Annotated in this window: 10 protein-coding genes; 6 read left to right on the top strand and 4 right to left on the bottom strand. The window is 60.4% G+C overall.

All coding sequences use genetic code 11. From position 1 onward, the window contains the following. Positions 1 to 56: 56 nt before the first annotated feature. The 3 genes from LOC68_RS23950 to LOC68_RS23940 are packed head-to-tail and all read right to left on the bottom strand — an operon-like array spanning position 57 to position 2,043. The gene (locus tag LOC68_RS23950) at positions 57 to 671 is read right to left on the bottom strand and encodes a nucleotidyltransferase family protein (RefSeq protein ID WP_230223447.1); all 615 of its coding nucleotides are present in this window, start codon (positions 669 to 671) and stop codon (positions 57 to 59) included. Continuing rightward, positions 658 to 1,728 (bottom strand): XdhC family protein, encoded by a 1,071-nt coding sequence (locus tag LOC68_RS23945; protein WP_230223445.1) that lies wholly within the window; start codon positions 1,726 to 1,728, stop codon positions 658 to 660. Before LOC68_RS23945 ends, LOC68_RS23950 begins: the two co-directional genes overlap by 14 nt. Positions 1,729 to 1,734: 6 nt before the next feature. Beyond that, on the bottom strand, positions 1,735 to 2,043 hold the full coding sequence (locus tag LOC68_RS23940) for a putative quinol monooxygenase (RefSeq protein WP_230223443.1): 309 nt from the start codon (positions 2,041 to 2,043) through the stop codon (positions 1,735 to 1,737). A gap of 211 nt (positions 2,044 to 2,254) precedes the next feature. Here LOC68_RS23940 and LOC68_RS23935 point away from each other — a divergent pair, with 211 nt between their 5' ends. The 3 genes from LOC68_RS23935 (at position 2,255) to LOC68_RS23925 (ending at position 6,102) form a co-directional block, all read left to right on the top strand. Next, a complete protein-coding gene (locus LOC68_RS23935; RefSeq protein ID WP_230223442.1) occupies positions 2,255 to 4,339 on the top strand; it encodes a WD40 repeat domain-containing protein in 2,085 nt (694 codons plus the stop codon). An 89-nt stretch (positions 4,340 to 4,428) separates the two neighbouring features. Continuing rightward, positions 4,429 to 5,790 carry a sugar porter family MFS transporter gene (locus LOC68_RS23930; protein ID WP_230223440.1) on the top strand — a complete coding sequence of 454 codons (1,362 nt, stop codon included), beginning with the start codon at positions 4,429 to 4,431 and terminating at the stop codon, positions 5,788 to 5,790. Further along, complete coding sequence (locus LOC68_RS23925; RefSeq protein ID WP_230223438.1) at positions 5,791 to 6,102, top strand: hypothetical protein; 312 nt, start codon at positions 5,791 to 5,793, stop codon at positions 6,100 to 6,102. Positions 6,103 to 6,179: 77 nt separating this feature from the next. On the opposite strand, the gene LOC68_RS23920 is transcribed toward LOC68_RS23925, so the two are convergent. After that, positions 6,180 to 6,905, bottom strand: a complete 726-nt coding sequence (locus LOC68_RS23920; RefSeq protein ID WP_230223436.1) for an SDR family oxidoreductase — start codon at positions 6,903 to 6,905, stop codon at positions 6,180 to 6,182. 295 nt (positions 6,906 to 7,200) lie between these two features. On the opposite strand from LOC68_RS23920, the gene serC reads away from it, so the two are divergent. From serC to LOC68_RS23905, 3 genes are all read left to right on the top strand, one after another. Continuing rightward, positions 7,201 to 8,313: a 3-phosphoserine/phosphohydroxythreonine transaminase gene (gene serC, locus LOC68_RS23915; protein WP_230223434.1), complete on the top strand. Its 1,113-nt coding sequence runs from the start codon at positions 7,201 to 7,203 to the stop codon at positions 8,311 to 8,313. Positions 8,314 to 8,372: 59 nt separating this feature from the next. Further along, the gene (gene serA, locus LOC68_RS23910) at positions 8,373 to 9,995 is read left to right on the top strand and encodes a phosphoglycerate dehydrogenase (protein ID WP_230223431.1); all 1,623 of its coding nucleotides are present in this window, start codon (positions 8,373 to 8,375) and stop codon (positions 9,993 to 9,995) included. Between the two features lie 341 nt (positions 9,996 to 10,336). Beyond that, a complete protein-coding gene (locus tag LOC68_RS23905; protein ID WP_230223429.1) occupies positions 10,337 to 11,044 on the top strand; it encodes a metal-dependent hydrolase in 708 nt (235 codons plus the stop codon). Positions 11,045 to 11,303: the final 259 nt, after the last annotated feature.

Below are 11,303 nucleotides of genomic sequence, written 5' to 3'. Positions count from 1 at the left end.
TTCGCGGCAACTCGTTAAAGTTTAGAGCCGAACTACCTTTGGTGAAAGTGATTGCCCTATTTTTCCGATTTTCTTTCGCTCCCGGGTAAATCGCTCGGCAGGTCGACGTCGCGCGGCCGGGCTAGCGTCATCGGCACGGCGCGCCACCTATTTTCCGTGAACAAATCGCGAATCGTCCCTGCCGGCGGCAATTTCTCGACCTGCGCAACCATCCGCCACGGGAAAAGGACCGGGTGACTCCGGCGATCTTCATAAGTCGCCGCCAAGATCGGGCACGTTGCGGGAACGTAGGCGTCAAGCAATTTGCCGATCGCCTGGCTGTCGAGCGTCGGCAAGTCGGCCGGCGCCAGCAGCCAGGCATCACCGTCTTGTGGGGAGAATTCCTGGGCAATATACCGCAGACCTGCGCGGACCGAGTCGATCATTTCCGGTAGGGGAACTTCGCTCGCCGCCACCCGCACGTCATGTTGTTGCAGATGCTGCAGCAGCGGCGTGTGATCGGCTCGCACCACGACGACGATCTCATCGACTCCGCCGTCGCGCCACGCGTCGATCACCCGATCAATGATCGGGCGTCCTTCGTACGGCAAAAGCAGCTTGTCGCTCCCCATCCGCCGGCTTCGTCCCGCCGCCGGGATAATCGCAAAGCTGCGAAAACTACGCCGATCCATGCGACAACTTCAGTTCGGCCAGCTCACGCGTCCGCGCCGCTCCCAAGTTGCGCACCGAGATCAACTGGGCGACGATGCTGATCGCGATCTCCGGCACCGTTTGCGAACCGATATCAACGCCGACCGGAGCGAAAACCGCGGCGAGCGACTCGTCTGAGATTCCTTGTTCCCGCAAGTCGTCGTAGATCAAACGAATCTTGCGGCGGCTGCCGATCATGCCGAGGTACGCGGCGCCACGATCAATCAAGCGAAAGAGGGCTTCTTCGTCATGATTGTGCCCGCGGGTAACGATCAGACAAAAGTCGCGAACGCCAATCTCGATCTGCGGCAACGTGACGTCCAGCTTCCCGACGATCCGCTGCTGCGCCGTGAGAAACCGCTCCTCCGTAACGTATTCCTCTCGATCATCACAAACGACAATGTCGAAATCGGCCTCTTGCGCAAGGGCCGCAACCGCTTTGCCGACATGTCCGCCGCCAACGATGATCAAGCGACATCGCGCCGCATAAGGAAGATACGCAATTCCATTCTGAACGCGCGGTCGCGGCCGCTGGGCAAGCGGTTCGATACCGGCGGAAATCTCAGCCAAGTCAGAATCGGAATCGCAGCGCAGAGAGGCGATCAGCTGCCCGTCGGCGTCGAACAAGCGAAGTTCGTGCGACTCGCCATCGATGCGAATCGCCTCCGTTCCCCCCTCCTCCGCAACGACGAACAGCCGCTGGTAATAATCACGCGTCGCGAGGTCGTTCCCAAAAGGTTCGAGCAACACCTTCATACGCCCGCCGCAGATCAGCCCGTCGTCCCAACCGTAGTCGGAATCAAGCTGGAACGTCAACAGCTCTGGCGTCCCCTGCGACAAAATGCGCAACGCCTCGCGACGGACTTCCGCTTCGACGCAGCCGCCCCCCAACGTGCCGGCTTGCGCGCCGTCAGGATAGATCAGCATCGCGGCGCCCGGCTTTTGCGGAGTCGAGCCGCGCGTCTCAACCAGACGACAAACGACGACCTGTTGGCCGGCGCTGATCGCCTGACGGAAGTGACGCTGCAGATCGCGCATAGATCGTTAGGCCGGCTTCAGGACCTGGATTTGCATCCCCTTGACGATTTCGTGCACTTTTTGGCGATAGTCGTCCATGTGAGGAGCGGCGAGGTGGGCTTTGAGGTCTTCGATCGTCTCCCATTTTTCGACGACGGTGACCACATCTTCGCGGAGCGGCAGTTGGGGGCCGAGTCCGGTTTCGACGTCGACGGTCGGACCATATTCGATGCAGCCCTTTTCCGCGTGCACCAGCGGAACAAGCTCGTGAAACGCCGACAAAAACTGGTTTCGCAGCCCAGGTTCCAATTCGATCGTCGCGATTACGTGAATCATGATTGCCGTCTCCCTATACGACGTTTCCCAGTCCCAGCACCCGGCGAAACGCGTCATTGCGCCGCCCCTGGTACCCTTCAATCTACCAAATTCGCGGCCGCCGAGAATCGCCAGATTTTCACGAGCAATCGGGCGCTCTTTGGCGGGCCGCAGGCGGTCAGGTATAGTAATCCTATCTTGTCGAAATCGTCGTTTGAGGATCTGGTCAGCAATGCCGCACGCACGTCTTCCGCTCCTCCTGATCGCGCTGGTCGCCCTCGTCGGTTGCGGGAGAGCCAAGCCGGTCAAACCGGCCGTTCCGGTCACCATGCCGGAAGATGGCGGCCAGGCCGGGACGGACTTTGAAGCGAGCTGGACCGACGCCTACGCCGTCGCCGCTCGTCAGGCGGCCAGCGTCGCCACCGCAACTCCCTCGCCAACTCCCCGCACCACCGCTTTCAGCGGCAGCAGTTCGCCGACGACGCCTTCGCGCACCACTTCGCCGTCGACGATGACGCCCTCCGTCACCAGTCCGCCGGTCAATACGCCGTCGCCGGTCGCACAAACGCCGCATGTTTCCAACCCGATCGACATCGACCAGTTGGCGCCGACGATCGAACCATTGGTCCTGCGGGTCTCGATGACGAAAACAGATGGTTCCGTCGTTCAAGGCGCCGGCGTCGTCGTCGCTCCGAACGGCGTCGTCCTCACTGCCGCAGGCTTGCTCCAAGACGCCGTCGCCGGCGAAGTGGAATTTTGCAACAAGCAGAAGACCCGCGTCGTCGGTCACTTCGCCGATCCCGACGCCGATCCCAGCGAATTGGCCGCCATCACGATCGACACGCATGGACACGAACTCGAAGCGATCAGCCTCAACTCGGCGATTGGCCGCTCGCGGACGTCGGCGAAAATGGGCGATCCCCTCCTTCTCTTCGACGCTCGCGGCTTTCCTTTCTCGCCGCAGCAAGTGGTCGTCACCAGCTTAACGACGAAGCCGCGAATGCGTAGCGGCAGCAGCGCACCGCCGCGCAACTACGATCAACTGACGTCAAGCGTCGAGTCTGACCTGACGCAGCCAGGCAGCCCCTGGTTTGATCGGAGCGGCGCCCTGATTGCGATCACCGTCCAGCCCTCCCCGGCCGACGACCAACTGCATGCGGTCGCCATCAACGAGATCGCCGATCAACTAGCGAAGCTCGATATCGACGACGCCGCCAAGTACACCGGAACGCCGGGGCCGACTCCTCCGCCGCAAAAGCCGCGTCCCGCCGCCCAGCCGGCCACGATGCAGCTGCCGGTCGAGTCAATTTCGGCTCCAACGACAATCGTCAACGGATCGACGAGCTGGACCAGTCGCGCCGGCGCCCCTGCGGTGGAGGTCAACACCTATTCGCTGATCGACAAGCAACAGCGATTCATCCGTTTCGCCATGTCGCCCGATGGAAAATGGGGAGCGGTGATCTCGACCGGCGGCAAGATCTACGTCTACGATCTCCGCGTGAAAAAACTCGCCGCGGTGATTACGACGTCGCGCGGCGATTATCTCGACTGCGCCTTTTTCACGTACGACGACAAGCTGGTGACGCTCCGTCCTCGCTATGGCGCCGGAGATCGACCGCTTAGCTGCTGGGACCTGCGCAAATTGGAAATGGCCGGCAACTGGGCGGTGGACGTCGACGCCCAAAAGCTCGCCGTTCCCAAGAACAACCTGTTTATCGTCGTCGCCGACGCCCGCGGTTCGGTGATGACGACCATCTTCCGCAATTCGCAACTCACCTATTACGAAAAGTCGCCGGTCGTGGCCAGCCACGACGGCGGCGGCGAGCTAACCGCCCTAGCGGTCGATCCGCTGAGTCAAAACATCGTTCTCGGATTCAGCGACGGCAAAGTCAGCATCATGGGAGCGATCGGCAATCGCGTCCGCAAACTGACCGAGTTTGAACCGCATCCCGGCGCCGCCGTTCGCGACATCGCGTTCAGCGCTGACTCCCAAATCATGGCGACTTGCAGTGATGACGGCGGCGTTCGCTTTTGGGAGAAATGGCAAGCCGATTTCCGCGCTAATCCGATCAACCTGAAAGAAGATGGCCAAGCGATCCACAACGTCGTATTAGGATATCGCGGACGTTTGGCGATCGGCGCTTCGACCAAGTCGGGCGCCGTCCTCTGGGACACCGAAACGAAGAGCGTGCTCGATCGATTCGAATCGACGCCGCCGGCGATTCAGGTAGAGCTGAGCGAAACGGCCGGCAAGTTCGCCATCGTTTCGGAGGACGGCACGGTCAAGATCTGGCCGATCAAAGGCCCCAGTCGTTAGCGCCGGCGTTTGTTTCGCGTTCGCGCACAATTGGTGCTAAGATGACGCTTCGCCCCCATCACCAGCGTCAGTCTTAGCCCCCGCATGTCATGACGAGTCGTCTCTTCTATTGGTCGCTCACGTCGGCTTTGGCCGGCTTTTTGTTTGGGTTCGACACGGTCGTCATTTCTGGCGCCGAACAAACGATCGAAAAGCTGTGGGATCTCGACAAGCTGACCCACGGCCTGGCGATGAGCGCCGCCCTGTGGGGAACGGTCCTTGGTTCGCTGATCGGCGGTTGGCCGACCGACGCTTGGGGCCGCCGCAAAACGCTCATCTCGATTGGCGCTCTCTATTTCGTTAGCGCCGTCTGGTCAGGCCTGGCGACCGACGTCTACTCGTTCATGATCGCCCGGTTCATCGGCGGACTTGGGGTCGGCATCTCGACCGTCGCCGCGCCCCTTTACATTTCAGAAATCTCTCCGCCGGAACGTCGTGGCCGGTTGGCGGCGATGTTCCAGTTCAATATCGTCTTCGGCATCCTGATCGCCTTCGCGTCGAACGCACTCCTTTCCGGCATCGGCGATACGGCGTGGCGGTGGATGCTCGGCGTCGAAGCCTTCCCCGCGGTCCTCTACACGCTGATGTGTTTTACCTTGCCCGAAAGCCCGCGCTGGCTGATCGCCGAAAAGAACGATCGCGAAGAGGGGCTGCGCGTTCTCCGCCTGATCGCACCAGAGCGGAACGAGGCCGAAATCGAAACGCTCGCCGGCGAGATCGAATCGGCGACGACCGCCGAGAAAAAGTCGATCGCCGGATTCTGGTCGCGGCGACTGATGAAGCCGATTTTGCTGGCGTTTTTGGTGGCGTTCTTCAATCAGATGTCCGGGATCAACGCGATTCTCTATTTCGCCAAACGGATTTTCGAATCGGCGCTACAATCGGGCGACGCCGAGATGGCGACCGAGGCGACCGCACAAGCGGCGCTGATGGCGTCGGTCGGCGTCGGCGTCGTCAACTTGATCTTCACCTTCGCCGGCCTCTGGCTGATCGATCGCCTGGGCCGCAAGACCTTGCTCTTTATCGGCTCGATCGGCTACATCGTGTCGCTGCTCGGCTGCAGTTGGGCGACGTACAACGGCCACTTCGAGCTGATGACGGTCGGGGTCTACGTCTTCATCGCTTCGCACGCCGTCGGGCAAGGCGCCGTCATCTGGGTGCTGATCTCCGAAGTCTTTCCCAACCTCTACCGCGCCATGGGGCAGTCGCTCGGCAGCTTTACCCACTGGATTTTCGCGGCGCTGATCACGCTCTTCTTTCCCTACTTCGCGGACACCCTGGGAATGGCTACGATCTTCCTGTTCTTCGCGGGAATGATGGTTCTGCAACTGATCTGGGTGATCACGATGGTCCCCGAGACCAAGGGCGTGCCGCTGGAAGAGATGGAACGGAAGTTAGGAGTGACGACGTAGATGGACGAAGAGGAAGTCATCATGGAGTCGCCGGAAGAAGCGATCAAAGCGCCTCGCGATGTGAACTACAGCCTATTGGGCGAAGGAATCATTTCCTGGGTCGGGTTCATCGTCTTTCTGCTTGGACTAGGTTCCCATTGGCTACCCGGCGGTTTCCTCATGGTCGTCAGCTTGATCTGCGGCGCCCATGCGTTGAAAACGGCGCCCATTTACACTTCCGCTCGGATTCACGCCGTGATCGGACTGACCCTCTGGCTGGCATTTTTTAGCGTCATTTCTCTACTTGGCATCTTTGCCCGGTTCCAACACTAACGTGCGATAAAGAAAACGGGGCAAGCTTGTCCGCTCGCCCCGTCGATGTTTGCGATCGTCTTTTCTGCAATCGGTCGCTACACGTACTCTTGTAGCGTCGGCTTCAGAATCAACTCCGGCACATGGGCTCGCGGCGGTAAGTTGCAGATCGCCATCACCACCTCTTTAAAATCTTCGGGCTGCAGCATGCGGCCGCGATGTTCTTCGGTGACCGGTTTCGGGCGTTGCAGCAGTAGCGGCGTATCGACTTCGCCCGGATAGATGTTGGTGATGCGGACGCCGTTTTTGTTCTCTTCGTTGCCGGCGGCGGTGCCGAGTGCGGTCATCGCAAACTTCGACGCGGCGTAGGCGATCCCGCCGAGCGCAATCGCTCGCTTGCCGGCGATGGAAGAAATATTAATGATCAGGCCATCCTGCCGCTCGCGCATTTGCGGCAAAACGGCATACATCAAGTTGTAGGCGCCGGTTGTGTTGATCTGAATCATCCGATCCCAATCTTCCGGCGTCATCGCTTCCATCGAGCGGTTCTTAATGTTCACACCGGCGGCATTGACCAGGATGTCGACCTTGCCGAGGGTCTGATTGGCCCACTCGACCAGGTCCAACACGTTCTTCCGGTCCGAAACGTCGACGCTATGGCAATGAATCTCGGCCTTGGTCGTCTCCGAGGCGAGCTCAAGCACGTCAAATCGACGTCCGGCGATGGCGACCTTCGCCCCAGCTTCGGCCAATGCCTGGGCGATCGCCAGGCCGATTCCGGTCCCTCCGCCTACCACTAGCGCCGATTTTTCCGCCAGACTCATCATTTCTCCTTCGGTAGTTCAATCGAAAAGTTGCTTGAATTCTCGGTTTCGTCCCCATGCGGCAGACTCGATAGCTTACCAACTAGGCGAACATCTTACCGCCCGACTGGCTCTAGAGAACGTCTGATTTGCGGCGGTAAAAGTTGGTTTACGGCGGGTGCATAAAGTTTTTTTCCAAGTTCGCCCCATTTGCCCCCACCGGCGGCGGTGGACGCCCTGTACCCAACTCGCGCTGAACTGCTTAAAATCGGGGTTTGTTTTTTCCTTTCCGCTCGCCCCTAGGGGAATTGCTCGCATGAACGCCTCGGTCTCCGACGCTGTCCAACGCGTTTACAACTTCTCGGCCGGTCCCGCCGTGTTGCCGCTGCCGGTTCTGGAACAAGTCCAACGCGACCTGATCGCCCTTCCCGGCGTCGGCAGTTCGATCCTGGAAATCAGCCATCGCAGCCCCGAGTTCATTGATATCGCCAATGACGCCAAGGCGCGGATCGTCAACCTGCTGAGCATCCCAGACACGCACGACGTCCTGTTTCTTCAGGGGGGCTCGCGTCTGCAGTTCTCGATGATCCCGATGAATCTGCTGGAAGAAGAAAAGTCGGCCGACTACATCCTGACCGGCTCGTGGGGCAAGAGCGCCAAGGCCGAAGCGGTCAAAGAAGGCAACGTTCAAATCGCCTGGGATGGCGCCGACTGCAAATACAATCGCTTGCCGAAGCAGAGCGAACTGAAGCTCGACCCGAGCGCCTCGTACGTTCACCTCACCTCGAACGAAACGATCGAAGGGGTTCAGTTCCTGCACGAGATCGAAAGCGGCGACGTTCCGGTCGTCGTCGACTGCTCGTCGGACATCTTCTGCCGCCCGCTGCCGGTTGACCAATACGGCGTCATCTACGCGTGCGCCCAGAAGAACGCTGGCCCGGCCGGCGTGACGATGGTCATCATTCGCAAAGACCTGTTGGCTCGCGGCGACGCCGAGCTTCCCGGCTACTTGCTTTATCGCAACCATGCCGAAGCCGACTCGATGTGGAACACTCCGCCGACCTTCGCAATCTACGTGATGGGTCTGGTCGCCAAATGGCTGCAAGAAGAAATCGGCGGCCTGGCGGCGATGGAAAAGCTGAACCGCGAAAAGTCGTCTCTGCTGTACGACGTGATCGACAGCAACGCCGACTTCTACGTCGGCCACGCCGAAACGGATAGCCGTTCGATCATGAACGTCACCTTCCGCCTGCCGAACGCGGACGTCGAGAAGAAATTCTTCAAGTCCGCCGAAGAACTGAACCTGACCAACTTGAAGGGTCACCGTAGCGTCGGCGGCGTTCGCGCCTCGGTCTACAACGCGATGCCGATCGCCGGCGTTCGCGCCTTGGCCGACTTCATGCAGCAGTTCGCCGCAGACAACAAGTAATCGATTCGGCCCCACCTACCCAAAGATTTTGCACCCCTCAGCTACCGAAGGCTTCGCTCATGCCCAAAATCCTGGTTCTCGATGAATTGTCGCCCGAAGGCTTGGCGCTGCTCGACGCAGCGGAAGGCTTCGAATACGAAATTCGCCTTAAGCTGGCCGGAGAAGAACTCCGCAAGTCGCTGGCCGAATTTGACGGCGCCATCTGTCGCAGCGGGGTGAAAATCACGGCGGAGTCGCTGGAAGGCAACACGCGCCTGCGCTGCATCGCCCGCGCCGGCGTCGGCACTGACAACATCGACAAAGACGCCGCGACGCGTCTGGGCATCGTCGTCATGAACACGCCGACCGGCAACACGGTCAGCACCGCCGAGCACGCCTTCTGCTTGATGATGGCTCTGTCGCGCAACGTCGCGTCGGCCAATCAAAGCCTGGTCGAAGGTCGCTGGGATCGCAAAAAGTACATGGGGACCCAGTTGGCCGACAAAACGGTCGGCATCGTCGGCCTCGGCCGCATCGGTCAAGAGTTCGCCAAGCGGGCGCTCGCCTTTGAAATGCGGGTGATCGGCTTCGATCCGTTCATCAGCTCGGAACGAGCCGCCGAACTTGGCATCGAGCTCTACTCGTCGGTCAAAGAAATGTTGCCGCTGGTCGACTACCTGACCGTCCACACGCCGCTCACGCCCGAAACCAAAGGTTTGATCAACCTCGAAGCGCTCGAGATCATCAAGCCGGGCGCCCGGTTGATCAACTGCGCTCGCGGCGGCATCTATGAAGAAGCGGCCCTGGTCGAAGGGATGAAGAGCGGCAAGCTCGGCGGCGTCGCGCTGGACGTCTACGCCGAAGAGCCCTGCACCGACAGCGCGCTGTTCGGCATGGAAAACGTCGTCTGCACGCCCCACCTTGGCGCGAGCACCGAAGAAGCCCAAACCCAGGTCGCCGTCGAAGCGGTCCAGTTGGTCACCAACTTCCTGAAGTCGGGCGAGATCCGTCACGCGGTCAACGTCGCTCCGATCGACCCGAAGACGCTCGAATCGATGCGCGGTTATCTCGACGTCGCCTACCGCATCGGTCTGCTCGCCGGGCAACTGCACGGCGGCAAGCTGAAGTCGTGCAAGCTGAACTATCGCGGCGAAGTCGCCGGCAAAGACGCCAAGCTGCTGACCGCGTCGTTCTGCGCCGGCCTGCTGGAACAAGCGATGGATGAAGGGGGCGCCAACATCGTTAACGCCCAGATGCTGCTCGCCGAACGAGGCGTCACCATCTCGAGCGAAAGCAGCACCGAAATGGGGAGCTTCTCCAGCTCGATCACCGCGACCCTGGAAGAAGATGGCCGTACGTCGCAAGTTGGCGGTACGCTCTTCGGCAACGATATGCCCCGCTTGATTCTGCTCGACGGTCAGCGTCTCGAAGCTTACCTCGACGGCACTTTGTTCCTGTTCGCTCATAACGACGTCCCGGGCATCATCGGTCGCGTCGGTACGATCTTCGGCAACCACAGCGTCAACATCGCCCAGATGGCGGTCGGACGTTCCAGCGCCGGCGGCAACGCGGTCGGCGTCTTGAACCTGGACGGCGTTCCGCCGCAAGCGGCCGTTGACGAAGTGTTGCAAAGCCCGGCCATCACGTCGGCGCGCGTCGTCGAGTTGCCGGCCGCCGGCGAACTGCCGACCTGGCTGCGATAGTCGCAACGCTTGGAGAACGAAGCGACACTAACCCGAGGCGCGAGCCGAGGGAATGCGTCAGCAAGCGCAACCGATGGGTTGCGCTTGCGAATGACGCCGTCTTCATAATGGAACCCTTTTGCGATTGTTCCATACTCCCTATGTGACTTGCGAATGCTTTCCCTCGGCTCGCGCCTCGGGTTAGTGTTTGGCGGCCTAACGCTTTGAACACGCTCTTCTCGCGAAGACGCGATAAGAGCATGGCACGCGGTCAGTCAAATCCCCAGCCGCCCGAGTTTTGATCCCGGCGGCTGCGTGGTAAACTCGTGCGAAACGGATATTTCGCACGAGAGGAACGACCCATGGCGACGCAACTCACTTGGCACGGACATGGCACTTGGCTGATCGATACCGGCAGCCGCAAGATCCTGCTCGATCCTTTCTTTGACGAGAATCCCGCGGCCGTCGTCAAATCGGCCGACGTCGACGCCGACCTGATCCTCCTTTCGCATGGTCACTTCGACCATGTCGGTCTCCGCAGCGACGGCAAGTTCGACGTCGTCGAGATCGCCGCACGAACCGGCGCGCAGGTCGTCGCGATTTATGAAATGGCGGTCTGGCTCGGCGGCCAAGGAGTCGAAAACGTCGTCGGGATGAACGTCGGCGGCACGTTTCAGTCGGCTGCCGGACTGGTTCGCATGACCCCGGCGATTCATAGCTCGTCCCTCCCCGACGGATCGTACGGCGGTTCGCCGGTTGGATTCGTCCTCGAAGTCCCCGAAGGGTTGATCTACTTCGCGTGCGATACCGATCTGTTCAGCGACATGAAGCGGATCGGCGACAAGGGAATCTTGCTGGCGATCATCCCGATCGGCGACCTCTACACGATGGGAATCGACGACGCGGTCGAAGCGGTTAAGCTGATCGCCCCCCAGCAAGTCGCGCCGGCCCACTACAACACCTGGCCCCCGATCGCACAAGACGCCGCCGCTTGGGCCGAAAAGGTGAAGAGCGAAACGAGCGCCACGCCGCATGTGATCAAGCCCGGCGAGACGATTACCCTCGTTTAAGCGAACATTCTCTAACCACCCCCGTGGGGAAACATACACCCCACGGGCGCCTACGCCCCCCTTCTCCGCGCGCTGCGATCCATCTTCCATGGGGGCGCCTCGACAACCTTTGACGCTGAAATTGCGTTCGCTTGTCAGGTATTTGCGCACTCAAAGATTTTTCGCAAAAACAATTGCGTAATTTCCCCGACACTCCAATGGGGTGATCTATGTTTCTGCACATTTCCAGTCCACCAATCGGCCCCACCTCGCAAGATCT

This window comes from Blastopirellula sediminis (assembly GCF_020966755.1).
In the GTDB taxonomy this organism is placed as follows: Bacteria; Planctomycetota; Planctomycetia; order Pirellulales; family Pirellulaceae; genus Blastopirellula; species Blastopirellula sediminis.
The sequence above is the reverse complement of the archived record's forward strand: the minus strand, read 5'-3'. Positions and strand labels throughout refer to the sequence as shown.

Bases quoted from the DNA above. Each gene is read 5' to 3' on its own strand.
- LOC68_RS23950 (WP_230223447.1), bottom strand. From the start codon at position 671: ATGGATCGGCGTAGTTTTCGCAGCTTTGCGATTATCCCGGCGGCGGGA.
- LOC68_RS23945 (WP_230223445.1), bottom strand. From the start codon at position 1,728: ATGCGCGATCTGCAGCGTCACTTCCGTCAGGCGATCAGCGCCGGCCAA.
- LOC68_RS23940 (WP_230223443.1), bottom strand. From the start codon at position 2,043: ATGATTCACGTAATCGCGACGATCGAATTGGAACCTGGGCTGCGAAAC.
- LOC68_RS23935 (WP_230223442.1), top strand. From the start codon at position 2,255: ATGCCGCACGCACGTCTTCCGCTCCTCCTGATCGCGCTGGTCGCCCTC.
- LOC68_RS23930 (WP_230223440.1), top strand. From the start codon at position 4,429: ATGACGAGTCGTCTCTTCTATTGGTCGCTCACGTCGGCTTTGGCCGGC.
- LOC68_RS23925 (WP_230223438.1), top strand. From the start codon at position 5,791: ATGGACGAAGAGGAAGTCATCATGGAGTCGCCGGAAGAAGCGATCAAA.
- LOC68_RS23920 (WP_230223436.1), bottom strand. From the start codon at position 6,905: ATGAGTCTGGCGGAAAAATCGGCGCTAGTGGTAGGCGGAGGGACCGGA.
- serC (WP_230223434.1), top strand. From the start codon at position 7,201: ATGAACGCCTCGGTCTCCGACGCTGTCCAACGCGTTTACAACTTCTCG.
- serA (WP_230223431.1), top strand. From the start codon at position 8,373: ATGCCCAAAATCCTGGTTCTCGATGAATTGTCGCCCGAAGGCTTGGCG.
- LOC68_RS23905 (WP_230223429.1), top strand. From the start codon at position 10,337: ATGGCGACGCAACTCACTTGGCACGGACATGGCACTTGGCTGATCGAT.